Source organism: Actinomadura pelletieri DSM 43383, from assembly GCF_003634705.1.
Lineage (GTDB): Bacteria > Actinomycetota > Actinomycetes > Streptosporangiales > Streptosporangiaceae > Spirillospora > Spirillospora pelletieri.
On record NZ_RBWU01000006.1, the window covers coordinates 17,216 to 33,493 of the forward strand.

Genomic DNA, 16,278 nt, shown 5'->3' on the forward strand with positions numbered 1-16,278 from the left:
GGTCTGATCGGTCACGGTGTCTGGCTGGTCAGGGGGGACCAGCGGTGGCCGTCCCAGATCTCCCAGCGGGCGCCGTCGGGCACGGGCACGTCGGCAAGATGGGCGATCAGGGCAGCGCGCTGGGCATCTGTTGCCGGCGGGTCGACCTCAACCACGTTGGTCGGGTAGCGGTCCATGACGACCGCGCGGATCAGGGTCCGCCCCAGCTCTGCCGCGGTGGCGAGGCGCCGGGCGAGGTCGTACTCATCGACGAGGCAGTCCAGCAGCCCACCGACGTCCACCGGTTCGCCGCCGTGTCGGCACTGCGCGGCGAAGGCTTCCATGTCCCGCCACGTGAAGACGTTGCCTGCTCCGGGCTGGAAGATCGTTGGACCGCCGCGACCGTCGTTCTCGGCGACGCCGACGACTCGCTGGCCTACTGCCAGCACGGCGGTGAAGGAAACGCCGTAGGAGTGCATGGCCTCACGAAGGCTGATGACATGCAGGTCGGTATGCGGCACGCTCAGGCCGCTGTGCGGTAGTTCGATCATCAACAGTCACCTCCTGTCCTGGGGTGTGCGGTCGGCTCGTGCCAGGGGGTCGGTTGGTTCAGCTTCACCAGAACCAGCGGTTGACGCCGGGCACGGTCATGGCGACGGTGGCGCGGCAGTTGCGGGCCTGGCGGGCGGTCATCGCGTTCCGGAACCGCCGGGCGGCGACCCGTTCTGCCTCACAGGCGCACGCGGCGCTCTCGACCGGGTGATGTATCTCCACGCATAGCCCGACGGCTCCTCAGCGACGTTCAGCGTCACGGTGTACTCGTTCACGGATCCCGTCTTCCCTGCGTGCGGTAAGCGCGTTGCGTAGGGACGGGGGGGAGTTGAACCCCACCTTTCTGGGCTTCCGCCCAGGACCACGTTCCCGACAGCGGCTTTCGCCCCTTCGAGTTCCGTCCCCACGGGGCACTCCACCGAGGGAGCGCGCCCGCTCGGCCAGGAAGGCCGGGTTAGATCCGCACCTCGGCGGTCAGCGGGGCTTGGCAGCGCGGGCAGAACAGCCCGTCGCGCGCCCATCCGTCATCGTCGGCGCGGGTCAGGTCGGTCCAGGGGATGCGGTCGTGTCCGGTGTCCAGGGTGAAGTCGCAGGCGGTGCAGGCGATATTGACCTCGGTGGAGTTGACCGCGATGACGTAGGCCGGTTCCTCGCACGTGATCGCGCGCACCTCGACGGCGGCTTTCATGAACCCGCGCTCGCCGGACTCGATGGTCAGGAACCGGCGTCCGTCGGCGACATCCCACAGGGTGCCGCCGAGGTCTTCGGACAGATGGTTCTCCCAGTTACAGGTGCAGAACGAGTAGTCGGTGGACACCTCGTCGGCGTCGATGCCCAGCGCGGTCGCCAGCGCGTGGTGCAGCACCTTCTGTGAGTCGCGTTCGTGGAGCAGGCTGTACCACCGTTCGGACTGGTAGTAGGCGTGCTCGTCGACGTAGGCGTCCAGCGCCTCGTTCAGCGCGTCCTCGACCTTGCGGTCGACCGGCCCGATCGACTCCAGGAACTCGCCGGTGTCCACCGTGAAGGTCACATCGTCGAGGCGGTGGACGTCAATGCTCACCTCGATCGTGGTCATGTAATCCCTCCCGCAGATGGGAGGTCCCGCAGGCCCCGTCCCCCCTGTCGGGACCTGCGGGACCGGATCGGAAAGAGTGGGTTCGCGGGCTTGCGGCAGCAGTGGCCCGGTGTAGGACCCGACGTTGCGGGCTCAGGAAGCGTCCGCCTGTGCGAGCGCACCAGCGCGGGAGCTCATGCGAAGCCGGGTTCGATCAGGTCGCCGTAGAGGCACGGCGGTTCGTGATCGTCGTAGTCGAAGGCCGTGATGAATTCGGTGACCGGCTCCGGAACCGTCGCGCTGACCGACCGGTAGCCGTCACCGCTTGGCGCATCGATGTCGACGAACACCTTGTCGGTGACGGTGACCAGCACCGGGCCGGACGGAACATGCACACGGACCCGGGCCAGGACGTAGCGCGCGATGGGGCACGCGCACGGGTCTCCCGGGCGGCCGGTGACCTGCGCCGCGCGCAGCCTGGCAGCGACGGCTGAGTGAGTGTTTCCCAGCTTGCTCAGCACCTGCGCCAGCCACCGATCAGTGATCGCATCGTTGATGGGCACTCAAGAAACCCCCATTTCGTCCAGGCCGGCGGCGCGGCCAGAGCTGAGCGTTGGTGCACCGATCGGCCGGGTCCCGCAGGTCCCCACCCCCTCGCCAGGGACCTGCGGGACGATCAGACCGGCTCGTACCGCGCCCGCGCGGGCGCATGAGCCGGAACCTTCGGGAGTAGCTGTCGGCGTCAGGCGGCTGCCCGGTCGACCAGGTCGAGGTAGTAGCCGCCGTCGAACGCCTGCACGAACCGCTTCACGGCCTCGGACTGCTCCACGCCGACCTCGCGGTACCCGCCGGTGTCGGATTCCTCGATCTCCACGACGACTGCACCCTCGTAGACCCGGACCTTCACCTGGGCCGACGGCACCCGCTTGCGCGCATGGTCGGCGACGTACCGGGCCAGGGGACAGTCATACCGGCTGCCTCGCTGACCAGTGATCTTCGCTTCGCGAAGGGCGGTGTGAATCTGATCGGGGCCGTCACCGAGTTCGGCCAGTAGCTCAGACAGCCACCGCTCGGTGATCGCGTCGCCGGTGGGTGTGGACATGATGGATACCCCCTTCTTGGTTGACCGCTCGCACGGGACGCGAGCGGCGACTGCGCGCCTTGATCTGGTCACCGACCGGACGCACTCATGCCTCCGACAATTCGGAGACGGTTCGTCCAGACCGAGAACCGGGATTGGCGGACGCGGAGAGATGAGCGCCGTGGCGCTCCGTGGTCGGCCCCGTTGTCGAGGAAATGCCCGGAGTCGGCAATGGCGCAGAGGAACGGGCGTCTTCAATCACCGACTGCTGCTCTGTCACGTGCTCCTGCACCAGATGGATTTAGCTACGCGGCAATAGCTGAGCAGTCTTCACATTCGTCATCCGGAGGACAGATCTTCACGGGCTTCGCTCGGGCTGGTTCGCCAAGAATGTCTTGCACGCGGCGCACGATCTCCACGGCTTGGTCGTCCGAGCCGTGCCAATCGCTGAAAGCACCGCCTTCGTGGTTCTCTTTATGTGAAATCCGCCAGCGATCCGCGTCCCACTCTCTGATAACCCGTGCTACTTCGTTCAGTTGCTCTCGTAGCTGAATCAGCCGCTCGTTCTCGTTCATTTGCTATTGGGCACCTTGATGGGTTGTTCTCCTTCGGGTACGAGAAATCACTCCAAATCCCACGCTTGCCAACGGAAGGGTGCGCGGGACAGTTGGCGGGAAGCCGGTGACGGCCACAGTCCGATGTCAGTCGAGCCAGGGACAGGCGTCCCAGAGCACAAAGCGGGTGCCGCAGCACCAACACGACGGTGCGGCACCGGTCGTCAGGGCAGTACCGCAAGCAATCCGGTTCGTCACAAACGGGATCTCGAATGACCGCGACCCGACGATCTCGCACACCTCGTGGCCGCACTCCAAGCGGCTTAGCGCAATGCAGCCCTTCCCGCTGGCCTCCTGATCTGGAGCCCGGTAGGTGGCGGCGACCTCGGCAGCGTACGCGCCGTCGGCCGTGTCGTCGCTTTCACCCCAGTCGGCCAGCAGACTCGCCAGCGTCTCCACCGCGTCGCTCGGGTCATCGGTGACGTACGGATCAGACTCGGGCAGACAACCGAGGGATGAGTCGTACACGTGGTAGTGCCGCACGGCCCGTACTGGACTTGATGATCTGGGTCATGCCGCTGCCGCTCCTTCGTAAGCCGTAGCGGCGGCGCCCAGCCAAGCACGGCACAGGTTCTGGTGCCGGGTCGTGGTCGCTGAATACGACACCGGCGGGATGACCGTCCGTCCGTCGGCACGCACCCAGGCGATCGGTGTGGCATAGGAGCGGACGGTGTAGACGATCCCCGGCCCGCGAGCGTCACTGTCGTACTGGCGCGCCCAGGGCAGCGGCAACCGTCCCGTCGAGGACGGTGCGTAGGGCACGGCGCTCATGGCGCCGTGAGTATCGAACGGCTGAAGGCGGGCCAGGGGGCCGTCAGGGCCGCCAACGCCGGAGCGGATGGACACCTTGCCCATCACGATCACCTCGCAAAATCGCAGGGGAGGACTCCCGCCCGGGGGGACGAGGCCCCGGGCGGGAGGCTGGGCTGGGTTACTGGACGGGGCTGTCCGTCCGGCGGTGGCGCAGGGTGATGTAGGTCTCGCGGCCGAACGCGCCAATCGCCAGGGCCAGGTGCAGGGCAACCATGTGCAGGTGCAGGATGATTGCCAGTTCGGCCAGCAAGATGGCGACCGGGGCGATCAGGTGGGCGCGGTGGTGGTCGTCGTGGTGCAGGTGAGGGTGAAGCAGGGGCCGCAACGGGACCGCCTCCTTTGCGGAACTGAGGGGTTGTTCGCAGGTCGGCGTTCACGCAGGCCGTTGGCCGCGTGATGCGTTGTGCTCGGGAGCCGGTGGCGTGGACTGGCCGCGTCCACTAGCCGGGAGACTGCGCGCCGCCTCGTAACTCCGCACCTCACACCGCCCGCAGGTTCGCGGGTGGTGTGCCGGAAGCCACCTAGAACGGAGTCAAGTTCGAGACTCGCCGAGCACAGTCGAGGCCGAGGGGCCCTGATCTCGGCCCGTAAGCCCGTCCGCCTCTCACCGGGCGGATGAGCCAACCCCAGCCCGGGTGACCGGGCACGGTCACCCCGGCGGGGTGTCTATGGGGATCAGTCGACCGGCCGCGCTTCCGCGGGCAAGCCGAGCACACGGTTGATCTTGCGGACTTCTCGCTGGGCGCAGCGTTCGCCCCGGTAGATCAGCCCGTCGTGGACGAGTACACCGGTGGCCGGGTTGCGGGTGTACACCCGCCACGGCGACCGGTCCTTACCGACGCGTGGTGCGGACATGGCGATCCTCCAGTGGGACGGGGCAGGGCCGGGAGACACGCGACATCCCAGCCCCGCAACCTGGGGTCAGAGCCGCACGGCCTGGGCTTGGACCTGGTAGCGCTGCCCGCCGATCTCGGCCTTGCCGGTGGCGTAGTAGCCGGTCCGGCCCGAGGAGAACGTCTTGGGCGCCAGGTTCTCGGCGATGGCCGCCAGCACGGAGACCGCCTCGTCCCGCTTGGCGTGGACCTTGACCTTCGGGTCGGCCTTCGAGCCGATCAGCACGGCCTGGGCCTGCGCCTGGTACCGGTCACCGTCCACGGTGATCTTGCCGGTGGCGTGGAAGCCCTTGGACCCGCTGGAGAAGGTCTTGGCCTTCAGGTCGTCCTTGACCATGTTCGCGAGCGCCTGCTGCACACTCACTTCAGCCTCCTGAACGGCGGGGCCCAGGCCCGATGCCCAGGCCACAACCAGGTGGCGTGTCGGAAATGCCGTCCAGGAGCTGCGCTGCCGCCGCCCGTCCGCCGACCTGGGACGGTCTGCTCCTCCAGTGCCGGCGATCAGGCAGACGGGTTGTCCAGCCACGTTCCCAGCGCGCGATCCCTGGCCCGCCGGACCGCGCGGCCGGGAACAGTGGTGGGCGTCCCGCAAAAGGTGCTGTGCCGCTGGGGAGACCGGGACGCATCCCTCCCCGAGCGGGGGCCAGAGCCACAGCTAGCCCGATATCCGGCGGTGACGAACCCGCACGCGCCATGGCACGTGCGGCATGCGCCGCCCCCCGTTTCGGGCTCTCACTTGAATACGGGCACCGAAATGGCCGAACCGTCGGCGACATTCAAAATTTTGTGTTCGCCCGGCGAACGGCTTTCTCCGGTACCTCGTATTCCGTCTCCCGTGTGCGTGCACAACGGGGACATGCCGCGCGCGATACGCGCGGACGATACCGTGAGCGGTGCACAGTCAGCGCGTTGTCCGCGCTGTGCGTGAAATCCGCTTCTCACTCTAATACGGGCGCCGGAACGGCCGAACCGTCGGCACTCTTCAAGATTCTTTTTGCCGGATGAGCCGGAACGGCTACGGTCTAGATTCCGCCGTTTGGTGCGTGCGCGTCTATGTGCGCAGACTGGCCAGTCAGGGTATGGAACAACGGTCGGACCGGTGGCAGGCTCTCAGAGCAGTTGTGACCCCTTAGGGCATGCCCTAGGGGGTCTGGTATCGCGCGGAGAGCCCGTTACAGGCTTTCGGTTGCCGCATCGCGCGTAGGGTACCCGCCCGCGTACGGATTTTGATCACCTGGCGTCAAAACATGGAGGTGACGCCAATAGCTGATCTCTCCGGTGATCAGCCGATCGTCACGGATCACGTCGTACGTCTCTGTGACGCACTGATCATGACTGTCCGTTCGGCATTCGTGATTGAGTTCGTAAGTGATCATGCTCGGGGCCACCCAGGCCAGTAGGGAGGGACCCCTAGGGGTCCCTCCCTACTGCCCTCCTTTACTCTGCCTGCTCCGCGTGACCAGTCGTTTCGCTCGGGCGCATGCTCTTGTGCACCATTTCGTCGCGCGCGTCGTCAAGACGCTCGGAAAGCGTCTCCCACTCCCGACGTCCCTTGTCCCGCGTGCGACGGACGTTCCAGCGTGAGCCGTAGGCTCCGCCGTGTTCGGCTTGCGCGACGGTAGAGAGAATGCCCGCACGCTTCAGATCGTCCGCTTCGCTAGCCAGGAAGATGATCTTTGCCAGCGTCGGGAACTCGCTACCGTCACCCCATGCTTTGCGCATGATCGCTTCGCTGAGCTGTGAGACGCCGTTCGCCGTTGCGAGTGCCGTCACGTTCTCAGCGTGCGGGACTCCGCGCATGCGCTGAGCGCCGGGGGTTTCGGTGATCTCGTCTGGCGGAACGTCCAGCCGGTACCCGTTGCGCGCCGCAGCGTCCCGCACTGCCCAGCGCAGAAGAGTCTTGCGCGTGATGATCGTGGTCTGTCCGTCCTTACGGCGGTACTGCCACGCTGCCACTTCGCGGGAGTCGACCCACAGCGAAGCGGTAGGGCAGGACTTCAGCACGTCCCGCAGACGTGAGGCGAACATCAGAACGGCATCTTGCGTGACGTCGTCCGAGACGTCATCGGTGCCGTAGACGCCGTGCCCGCTTCGCGTGACGGTTGCGCTTCCGTCCATGCGCTTACGTGACCGCGTTCCGTCGACCGCGCGGCAGTAGCCGCGTGCCAGCGTGCGCACGTCCGCCCAATCATCGGGGGTCACTCGGGACATGTCCTCTGGGGTGAGATCATCACCCGGAACGTTGATCGGGATTGCCCTTCCCGGAATCCAGTTCGACACGATCCGACTCCGATCGTTTCGTGACGCTTGCGCGTCACTCTTGTGTTCTGCTACCTACTATTAAACCTCCCATTGTCCGGGAATGCAATATGTCCGGAGTCGCTATTTCGAGGCCATTGACGGCCGTGTGACCAGCCATTTTGCGGAGCCGTGCGCGCCACACATTGATCATTCTCGGAGGATTGATGATCGGCGCAGGGTCCATTCTAGGGCTATATCAAAGAATAATGGCAGCAAGACCTTCCCTCTCATAACAACAAAAGAGACACTCCATTGGCTTTCATCAAACCCCCGTCCCGCCTCAACCAAGCCACCTCCGCTTCTGGGTAGTCCTTCTGACTAGCCAGTCGCGGTTTCATAGAGGTGTGCTCAGACGTCCTGAGCTGGTCAAATGTGCCAGTTCTCCCACCTGATCCTAAGTGGGCGGGCTATTGGGTCCCCTAATAGGGGGGCGCTGCAGGTTCCTAGGTCCGTTTGGTGAATACAGCGGGAGGGCACACGAATGGTGGCCGAGCTCCTGTTCTCTGCGCCGATTGCATCTGGGCGCGTTGCTGATGGCCCGGCCTGAACTGGCGGGCTGCCTCCAGGTAAGCCGCGAGCCACGTGCGCGAGAAAGCGCCTGCATTGATAGGACGGTAAATGCCTAGGCTGTCCCGGTCGGCTTTTTCTCAGGCTTGGGGAGCCTATCTCACGCCCAGCACGGCGACCAAGAGCGGCCGGCTTGGGCTGATCGAGCCCTCGCGCAGGCCTTGGGAAGTTCTTTAGGAGACAACTTTACTCGGCCAAGCCAGAATCAGTTCTTGGGTTTCGGAGGCTTCGACCACACAGCTGCGGGGATTGCCGGAGGCAAGCCCCGTCCCCCTGGCTCGTCACGGCGTGCACGGTCTACCGCAAAGCGGGCAGTCACAAGATGCTGCATCCGTGGTGGCCATGAACGCCGATGTTTACTGGCGAGCGCTTCTCACCGTTGGGTGGGCCGAACGAAGCCGACCAGGTCGGCGCGCCGGCCATAGGAGTCGACGGCGATGCCGGGACGGCACGTGGTGCACCGGGCGTTGATCATTTGGTGGGCGTTGAGGACGATGCCGACGTGTCCGGGATTGCTGGGGCTGCTGCCCGGGCCGGAGTTGAAGAAGACCAGGTCTCCGGGTTGCTGGTTGCCCCGGCGGATGTGGGTGCCGTGGCGCCATTGGTCGAAGGTGGTGCGGGGGATGCTGATGCCGGCGGCGCGGTAGGCCATCATGGTCAGCCCGGAGCAGTCGTAGGCGTCAGGACCGTCGGCTCCCCAGATGTAAGGTTTGCCGAGCTGCGCGCGGGCGTAGGTGATCACCTTGGCGGCTGTGCCGCTGGCGGGCTGGGCGGGGACACCGCCGGGCTGGCAGGAGACGTTGTTGGCCGCAGTGATCGTTTGGACGCTGTCGTGGGCGTAGCGGCGGGCCCAGTTCAGCACTTTGCCGATGTATTCGGTGGAGCCGTTGTAGCGCAGCAGGGCGTTGGGGATGTTGGTGGGGGCGCCGTAGGCTTTGAGCATGTTGGCTGCCGCGGGGATGGCGTCGGAGGGGTCGTAGACGTTGGCCCAGCCGTCGCCGTTGCCGTCGATGGCGAATCCGCCGTCTCGTTCGCGGTCCTGCCAACGCTGGCGAGGTGGTCCGCCCCAGTTGTCGGTGGCCTTACCACCGATACCGATCTGCATGGGCCCGGCGGCTCCGGCCAAGTTGGCGCCGGAGCGCACTCCAGAGCCGGGCCGCAGGTCACGTCCGTGGTCGGATTCGACCTTGCCGACGCCAGCCAGGATCGTCCAAGGGATACCGGACTCGTTGCCGACCTTCCGATAAAGGGCCAGGTAGTTGGCGGGGATGGTGCCTTCGGCTTCATCTGAGGTGCCGGGCTGGGGTAGGCATCCGGCCGGGCTGGTGTCGCTGCCGGTTCCGGCGCCGAGGAACACCGCGACCAGGACCATGAGCGCTCCGGCAGCAACGGCCAGCCAGAGTTGGACCGCTCCGGTGTCACCGCTCAGGGCGCGCCGCCCGACCTTCTTGCGGCTAACCGGGGCTCGCATCGGTGTCTCCGGCATTCCCAGCGTTGCCGGGTTGGATGTCGTGGACGGCCCAGCCGTCTTGGCCGGTCTTTATGGTGGTGACGGCGAGATGCTGAGTGCGCTGGCGGCGGCCCGCCGTGGTGGTGACGTCCTGCTGCAGGTCGATGAGAACGATGAGTGAGCTCGGGCCGATGGTGCGGATCTTGGTCGCCGTGGCGTGCGCGGCGGCGATCTCGTGGTCGCGTATGCGTTGCGTTTGAAGGGAAGGGGTGCTTGCCGCGCGAGCCAGCGCGGCGTAGAGCTCGGGTGTGGTCATGGGCCGCAGTCGTGCGAGGTAAGTCTGCGGTGGTCGGTCATATCGGTGGCTGCCGTAGGCCGTGGTGAAGCCGACCGCTAGCCGAATCGCGCCGGTCAGCTGCTGCTGGGTGAGCGGGAGCAGCTCGGTCACGTCGGCCGTTGCTGCGGCGGTGGGTGTCGGAGTGGGGCTGGCCGATGAAGGTGTGGTGCGGTGGTCGGCGTTCACCGGTGGCCGCAGTGCGCATGCTGTGAGCGTTGACGCGGTCAGGCAGGCGGCGACCGCCAGGCGGTGAGCGGAGAGGGGGCGCTCAAATCTCCTCATCGGTGTCTCCATGGGGCGGGAACGGGCGGGCGTAGCGAGCCAGGGTGCTGAGCCGCAGCCGCGGGGGTCCGCCGCGAGAGGTGGCGTGGAGCCAGATCGGTCCGGCCGGTCCCAGCTGCTCGTCTCTGATCGCGTCGGGTGTGGTGGTGAACACCGGGACGAGGGGCGTGCCGATGGCGGCGAGCAGGTTGGTTTCGCGTCGCCGGCTACTGGTCCAGATCAGCACGGGAGTGGTGAAGCCGTCGGCGGCGGCGAGGTTGGCGTAGCCGCGCAGCTTGTCGACGACCTTCTTCAAAGGGCGCTGGGTACCGGTGTCGTACTCGACGAAGAAGTCGACACATATGCCGTGTTCGCACCAGCGTCCGTATCCGTCGGGGCGGATGTAGGGCGCCCAGGTTTTGCTGCAGCGGCGTTCGGGCCACCAGTGGACCAGGTCGGCCGCGGGGTGATGGCGGGCGGCGGCGGCCAGGGCGGTGAAGATCCCGTTGACGCCGATCAGGTGCGCGAGCTGGGGCGACAGCGCCCAGGCCAGGATCCGGTCGCGGCGGTAGCCCAGGTCGGCGAAGGGGATGCCTTGGTCGGCGGCGATCACGTGGGCGCCGGCTTGGCCGATGGTGTAGTGCAGGGGCGCGGTCCCTTTGCCTGGGGGGAGCAGGGGCCGGAACCGCTCTACTGCTCCGAGGTTGGTCAGGCGGAGCATGCCGCGGCGGGCGCGGTCGGCGTTGGGGTAGGCGAGCTGGGCGATTTGCCCGGTGGTGAGGACGTGATGGTCCCACAGGGCGCGCAGGACATGGAGGTCGCGTTGGGTCAGTCGGGAGGCCAGCAGCATCGGTCCCAGCTGCTTGAGTCCACTGGTCGCTTTGGCGGCGTCGGGAGCAGACGGGGGAACCGGCGGAACGTAGCGGGTGGTCATCGTCTTCCCCTCCTCGTCGGGGATGCGGTAGCCGCAGCGGGCGGGCGGGTCAGATGGACGTGACGTCGGGGGCGGGAGGCGGTTCAGCGCGGGGATCGGCGCGTGGGTCGTCGGCGCGTGCCCGATGTGGACGCTGCTGAGGGCGGGCGCCGTAGGTTTCGGCCGAAACGCGGCGGATCAGCTTGGCGCGCCCGGGGACGGCGGGTGGGAGCGGCCGGGTGCGCAGGGTGAAGGCGGAAGTCTCGGCCGCGTTGACGATCAGCCGGGTGCCGGCTTGGAAGGCGTCCAGGTGGGCGAGGTCGTGTTGGGAGAGGTTGGGGGCCATGTGGCGTTCGAGCGTTCGGGCGTCTTCGGGGGAGACGGCGAAGAAGACTTTGTTGCGGGCGTTGGCCGAGATCGCCTCGCGCAGCTCCCGCGATAGTTGCGCCAGGTCTTGGTGGGCGAGCACGACCGACAGCCGGTAGGCGCGGGCCTCGGCGAGCAGGTCGGCCAGGCCGTGCGGGAGGGTGAGGAAGTTGTGGCATTCGTCCACGTAAAGCGCGCTGTCGGCGCGGGCGCTTTGGCCGTGGCGGGTCCGGTTGGACACCGTTTCCCAGATCTTGGCCAGCATCAGCGAGCCGAACACCGCGCAGGCGTCGGCGCCGAGGATGCCTTTGGGGGCGCGGATCAGCAGCAGTCCACCGTCCAGCACCGTGGTGGGGTCGAAGGTGGAGGTCCCCGATCCGAGGGTGGAGCGGATGAAGTCGCGCAGCAGGAACGCGCGCAGCTTGTTCAGCACGGGGCCGGTGGCGTGCGCGCGTGCTCCGGGGGACAGATCGTCGTACCAGGCCCAGAAGTCGGCCAGGATCGGGTCTCGGACTCGGGCAGTGTAAGGGGCCCGGTAGGCCGGGTCGGCCAGCAGCCGGGGGATGTCGGCCAGGGTGGCGTCGGGGGCGTGCCAGAGCGTCAGGCAGGCCGAGCGCAGGATGTCGTCGGTACGCGGTCCCCAGAAGTCCTTGTAGATCCGGTGGAAGATGCCGACCAGGTTGTCGCTGGCCAGATGCGCGTCGGGTCCTTGTAGGACGTTCAGCGCCGGGCGGCGACGTTGGTCGGGGTCGAACAGGACAACTTTGTCGGCGGCGTGCTCGGGCAGCCGGGCGAGTAGGTCGACGATCAGGTCCCCTTTGGGGTCGATGACGACCGCGCCGCGCCCGGCTTGGGCGTCGGCCAGGATCATGTGCGTCATCAGGGTCGACTTGCCAGATCCGGTGGCGCCGAGCACATGCATGTGGTGGCGTGCCTCGGCGACGCCCAGCGCGACCGGCCGCACGATCCCCGCGTCGCTCACACCCAGTTGCTTGGCGTCCGGGCCTGGCGTGGCAATGCCCGGAGGTGGCGGGACGGCTTTGGAGCCCGCCCTCGACAGGCCGGGAACGGCCGAGTCCCAAGGCAGATGCGCCAGCGCCGCTAGCTCGGTGACCGAGCACAGGTCGCCACGTCGCATCCACCGACGCGCCAACATCGTCTCGGGATGCCAGAGCCGATGGCGGCGCAGGTAGTTGTGCCCCGCGTAGAGCGCGTAGGCGGAGGCGATCGCGTGCGCGCGCCCGCGCAGCCCGCGCCTCAGTTCACGCCGCACCGCGCGGTCCCCCTGCCGGGGTGTCACCGTGCCGTCCGAACTTGATGTGGTCGAGGACGACTTCGCGGCGGTGTCGAGAGTGGTCACGGGCACGGTGTCCGGGCTGATGGCCAGCGCGTAACTGATCGTCATCTCCCATTGCGGTTCCCGAGCCTTGTCCAAGATGGCGCGTACCTCGGCGGCGCGCTCGGGGTGGGCCATGTAAGCGCTGGTTGTGGGACGCCGCGCTGCCGCGGACGGGGTGATCAGGTCGAACAACCATCCCCAGGGCCGCTGCGACGCGGTGCTGCCGCGCAGTGCGGCCGCGGCATGGTGGGCCTTGGCCAGCCGCCGGCCGGTGGCGGGCCGGGCACAGATCTGCACGATCGCGCGCTGACCTGGGGACAGCCCGGAGGCGGCGCCGACCAAGGCGCGGAGCGGGTCGGCGCGATGGTCGGCGCGCAGCGGCAGCCAGTCGGGACGGGCCATCCGCAACCGGCCGCCCACCGCGACAGCACCCGTTGGGAGGGGGGATGCCGAGGCCGGAGCGGTCTCAGTGCGGGCTGCGGGCCAGGCCGCCTCGATCGCCCGCTCGATGAATCCCAGCGGCACCGTGCCCGGCACCCACAACCGGATCTGGACGGCGGCGGTGTCCCACGCGTACTCCCAGGCCAGGTGCGGCTGCCCGGTCAGCAGCCGCTTGTAGGCCGGGCGCAGCAGGCCAAGGAGGTTGGCCCACAGCTCGTGTGCGGCATCCGGGTCCACCTCGGGCGGCGGCAGCACGGTGATCTGCCGCGCTCCCTCGGCGAGCCGGTCGTGCCGGCGCCGCCACCGCCAGTGCCGCACCGTCAGGAACGCCGTCACCGCGCAGACCAGCAGAGCGCCGCACAGCCACCCGTAGCTGCCCACAAAGTCCTCTGCCCTGTGGATAAGACTGTGGATGAACGCGTCCGGGTCGCGCAGGAACGGCGCTCCGGGTGGCTCGGTCGGCGAGGGACGCGGCGACCGGCTCTGGCATGCGTTCTGGGACGGCCGGAGCCGGACCAGGCTCAATGGCGTAGAGCTCATGGCTCGATGTCCAGTTCGTCGTCGGTGTCGATGGCCAGGTCCGCACGAGAGCCGGCGTCGAGTGCGGCCAGCTCCGCGGGGTCACTGGTGATCACGCTGTGCTCGGCGGGGGAGGCGATGGCCTGGAACGAGACCCGATGGGAGCCGGCCGCCAAAAGGCCCTCGCCGCGAGAGCAGGCCAGAAGGAACTGGCGTTCGCCCTCGGACAGGTTGAAGGCGTCCCCCACAGCATCGATGGCCTGCGGGGCTTGGCGGAGCAGGATCTGCGTGGTGGCGTTGGCCACCACGGCTTGACCGAGCCCGGTGCCGAGCAGGTCGGCGGCGTCCTGGGTGACGACCGCCAGGGCGCACCAGTACTTGCGCGCAGACTTGGCCAGGCGAAACAGGAACTTGGCGCCGTCGGGCTCGCGCATTAGCAGCCATGCCTCATCTACCACCACCAGGCGGCGCTTGCGGTCGCGCGGGTTGGACACCCGCCGCCAGACCGCGTCCAGCGCGAGCAGGGTGCCTGCGGCGCGCAGCTCGTCGGGCAGATCCCGTAGCGAGAAGACCAGCAGGTGCCCGTCCGGCCGGGTGGTCGTGGGGCCGTCGAACAAGTCCCGGTGCGTGCCAGTCACGAACGGAGCGAGCCGGGCGGCGACCTCACCAGCTCTCGGATCCTCGGTGTCGTCGCGCAGCGCAGTGGCCAGGTCGGCCAGTAGCGGGGCGGGCCGGGTCCAGGTGCGCGGGTCGCTGGTGATGCCCGCTCGGGCGTACACTTCCACGATCGCCCGGTCCAACGCCGCCTTGCTAGCCGGGTCCAGCGGCTCGTCCAGCAGCACGCCGATCAGGGTGTGCAGGAACAGCGCGCGGCGGGTGAACGCGTCCGTCCCGGCGTTGAAGGCGGGAAGGTCGAAGGGATTGAGGCGGACGCCGGGAGAGCCGAGCGAGATGTGGGAGCCGCCGACCGCGCCGCACAGCCGGGCGTACTCGTCCTCGGGGTCGATGACGGCAACCTCGACTCCGGCGTACAGCGACCGCAGTACCTCCAGCTTGGTCAGGTAGGACTTGCCGGCGCCGGAGCGGGCCAGCACGACCGAGTTGTGGTTGTCCAGGCCCCACCGGTCCCACAGCACCAGGCTGGAGGAGGCGGTGTTGATCCCGTACAGCACGGTCGTGTCGGTGACCGGCGCGTCCAAATCGGGCGAGCTGAACGGGAAACTGGCCGCGAGCGCTTGGGTGTCGAAGGTGCGGCGCATGCGCAGACCGTCGACGCCGATCGGCAGGGTGGTGGTCAGTCCTTGCAGCGGGCGGAAGGTGGCCGGGGCGGCGTCCAGCAGCAGTGAGGACGCCAGCGCCCGCACCTGCGAGCACTCGGCCTCCAGCGCCTCCTGGTCGGGGGCGTGCACGGTGAAGTACAGGCCGACGCGAAACAGCTTGGTCTGCCCGCGGGCGAGCGCGGCGGCCAAGCCGCGGGCGTCCTCTGCGGCTGCGGTGGCTTGGAAGTCCTCTAGGCGGCCGTGTTCGGCGTCGGAGCGGGCCGAGGATTCCAGCCGGGCGAGCTGGCGGCGTAGCCGATCGGCCGCCTCTGTCGGCGGGGTCGGCTCGATGTGTATCGCGACCTCGACCCGACCGGGGTAGGTCAGCAGCGGCTCCAACCATCCGGGGCCGACCTCTGCGGGGTACCCGGTGATCGCGAACGACGCGCAGACGCCGTCGGACAGGTTCAGGGTGCGCGTACCGACTTCGATTGCGTCCGGTCCCACCGTCGCCGGGCCTGTTTGCGGGCGTGTACCGGTGCCGAGGCGCAACCGCGAGCGTGCGGTTTTCAGCAGAGTCATCCCCATCCTCCAGCGGATGTGATCGTTTCGGCGGGTGCCGCCCGCTGATCCGTTGCCCCGGCCGGGGTGGTGTGCCAGGGGTTGCAACAGGCGGCCAGCACCGCGGTGGCGTGACCGCCGGGCAACACGCGGACGGTGATGCCTGCGGCGGCCAGAGCACGCACGGCCTCGTCGGCGCGGCGCAGCACCCGTTGTGCGGCCCCGTCACCGGCACGGCCATGGTGCGGTTCGCGCAGCACGAGCAGCACTTGGCGGCGCAGCAGGTCCCGGCGCCGTGCCAGGTCGGCCAGAAAATCGGCGTGCTCGATCGCCGCCTGTTCCAGCTCCGGGTGGGCCAGCGTGGGCGCGTGGTCGCGCAACCCGGAGATCAGCGGGGCCAGGTCGACGTCCTGCGCGCGGACCACGATTTGCGCCGGGCCCGACAGCGAGTTCAGCCAGCGGCCGAACACCCCCACCAGTGCGGCCTGCTCCTGCGGCGTGCGCAATGCGAAACTCACCGTGCTGGCCTGGCACACCACCGCCGCGCCATCGGCGTCCAGGTCGATCACACCGTCAGCGGAGATCGCGGCTGCGGGTAGCCGCAGCGGCGCGGGCAGTGGCTGCTGCTTCTGCTGTGCCCAGGTGGGCGGCGCGGCGACCCCTTCGGGGGCAAGGACTAGGCGGCGCGGGGAGCGGGCGTGCCGGATCGCTGCCAGCAGCAGCCGATCCAGCCCCACCCCGTCGCGGCGACCCAGCGCCAGTACGGCGGCCGCTGCCCCGGACGGGAACGCCGCCGCAGCGAACACCGGCAACGGCACTAGGCCGCGGGTGGCGGTGAAGGCCAGCCACAGCACCGCACCGGTCGCGGCCAGGATGGCTACCTGGCGGGCGGTAAGGCCGGCCAGGATCTTGTCGGGGGTTTCCACATCGGCGGGGATTCGGACGCTGTGCTCGTCGGGCGGCATGATTGGTCACCTC

The 16,278-nt window shown here is 68.2% G+C and carries 18 protein-coding genes; all 18 read right to left on the reverse strand.

Annotated elements, in window-relative coordinates; genetic code table 11:
• Positions 1 to 11 precede the first annotated feature (11 nt).
• The 18 genes from BZB76_RS25320 to BZB76_RS25390 all read right to left on the reverse strand — a co-directional run bounded on the left by BZB76_RS25320 (position 12) and on the right by BZB76_RS25390 (position 16,265).
• A complete protein-coding gene (locus tag BZB76_RS25320) occupies positions 12 to 530 on the reverse strand; it encodes a hypothetical protein (protein ID WP_121436959.1) in 519 nt (172 codons plus the stop codon).
• 64 nt (positions 531 to 594) lie between these two features.
• A complete protein-coding gene (locus BZB76_RS34940) occupies positions 595 to 753 on the reverse strand; it encodes a hypothetical protein (protein WP_170180743.1) in 159 nt (52 codons plus the stop codon).
• A gap of 232 nt (positions 754 to 985) precedes the next feature.
• Positions 986 to 1,606 (reverse strand): hypothetical protein, encoded by a 621-nt coding sequence (locus BZB76_RS25325; RefSeq protein WP_121436960.1) that lies wholly within the window; start codon positions 1,604 to 1,606, stop codon positions 986 to 988.
• A gap of 173 nt (positions 1,607 to 1,779) precedes the next feature.
• On the reverse strand, positions 1,780 to 2,148 hold the full coding sequence (locus tag BZB76_RS25330; RefSeq protein ID WP_121436961.1) for a hypothetical protein: 369 nt from the start codon (positions 2,146 to 2,148) through the stop codon (positions 1,780 to 1,782).
• Positions 2,149 to 2,327: 179 nt separating this feature from the next.
• A complete protein-coding gene (locus BZB76_RS25335; protein WP_121436962.1) occupies positions 2,328 to 2,687 on the reverse strand; it encodes an immunoglobulin domain-containing protein in 360 nt (119 codons plus the stop codon).
• Positions 2,688 to 2,971: 284 nt separating this feature from the next.
• Positions 2,972 to 3,241, reverse strand: coding sequence for a hypothetical protein (locus tag BZB76_RS34305; protein WP_147449536.1), 270 nt, complete (start codon positions 3,239 to 3,241; stop codon positions 2,972 to 2,974).
• 126 nt (positions 3,242 to 3,367) lie between these two features.
• The gene (locus tag BZB76_RS25340; protein WP_121436963.1) at positions 3,368 to 3,763 is read right to left on the reverse strand and encodes a hypothetical protein; all 396 of its coding nucleotides are present in this window, start codon (positions 3,761 to 3,763) and stop codon (positions 3,368 to 3,370) included.
• Between the two features lie 27 nt (positions 3,764 to 3,790).
• A complete protein-coding gene (locus BZB76_RS34310; protein WP_147339715.1) occupies positions 3,791 to 4,051 on the reverse strand; it encodes a DUF8033 domain-containing protein in 261 nt (86 codons plus the stop codon).
• 160 nt (positions 4,052 to 4,211) lie between these two features.
• A complete protein-coding gene (locus BZB76_RS25345) occupies positions 4,212 to 4,418 on the reverse strand; it encodes a hypothetical protein (protein ID WP_117404342.1) in 207 nt (68 codons plus the stop codon).
• Positions 4,419 to 4,768: 350 nt separating this feature from the next.
• Positions 4,769 to 4,948, reverse strand: a complete 180-nt coding sequence (locus BZB76_RS25350) for a hypothetical protein (RefSeq protein ID WP_121436964.1) — start codon at positions 4,946 to 4,948, stop codon at positions 4,769 to 4,771.
• 66 nt (positions 4,949 to 5,014) lie between these two features.
• The gene (locus tag BZB76_RS25355) at positions 5,015 to 5,350 is read right to left on the reverse strand and encodes a hypothetical protein (protein ID WP_147339716.1); all 336 of its coding nucleotides are present in this window, start codon (positions 5,348 to 5,350) and stop codon (positions 5,015 to 5,017) included.
• Between the two features lie 1,073 nt (positions 5,351 to 6,423).
• Positions 6,424 to 7,266: a hypothetical protein gene (locus BZB76_RS25360; protein ID WP_121436965.1), complete on the reverse strand. Its 843-nt coding sequence runs from the start codon at positions 7,264 to 7,266 to the stop codon at positions 6,424 to 6,426.
• A gap of 961 nt (positions 7,267 to 8,227) precedes the next feature.
• Positions 8,228 to 9,325, reverse strand: a complete 1,098-nt coding sequence (locus tag BZB76_RS25365; protein ID WP_170180744.1) for a C40 family peptidase — start codon at positions 9,323 to 9,325, stop codon at positions 8,228 to 8,230.
• Positions 9,309 to 9,752 carry a hypothetical protein gene (locus tag BZB76_RS25370; RefSeq protein ID WP_121436967.1) on the reverse strand — a complete coding sequence of 148 codons (444 nt, stop codon included), beginning with the start codon at positions 9,750 to 9,752 and terminating at the stop codon, positions 9,309 to 9,311. The genes BZB76_RS25365 and BZB76_RS25370 overlap by 17 nt, the downstream gene beginning before the upstream one ends.
• A gap of 157 nt (positions 9,753 to 9,909) precedes the next feature.
• Positions 9,910 to 10,836, reverse strand: coding sequence for a replication-relaxation family protein (locus tag BZB76_RS25375; RefSeq protein ID WP_121436968.1), 927 nt, complete (start codon positions 10,834 to 10,836; stop codon positions 9,910 to 9,912).
• 49 nt (positions 10,837 to 10,885) lie between these two features.
• A complete protein-coding gene (locus tag BZB76_RS25380) occupies positions 10,886 to 13,501 on the reverse strand; it encodes a type IV secretory system conjugative DNA transfer family protein (protein ID WP_147449537.1) in 2,616 nt (871 codons plus the stop codon).
• On the reverse strand, positions 13,498 to 15,321 hold the full coding sequence (locus tag BZB76_RS25385) for a VirB4 family type IV secretion system protein (protein WP_211343186.1): 1,824 nt from the start codon (positions 15,319 to 15,321) through the stop codon (positions 13,498 to 13,500). Before BZB76_RS25385 ends, BZB76_RS25380 begins: the two co-directional genes overlap by 4 nt.
• Positions 15,318 to 16,265 carry a PrgI family protein gene (locus BZB76_RS25390; protein WP_121436971.1) on the reverse strand — a complete coding sequence of 316 codons (948 nt, stop codon included), beginning with the start codon at positions 16,263 to 16,265 and terminating at the stop codon, positions 15,318 to 15,320. Before BZB76_RS25390 ends, BZB76_RS25385 begins: the two co-directional genes overlap by 4 nt.
• Positions 16,266 to 16,278: the final 13 nt, after the last annotated feature.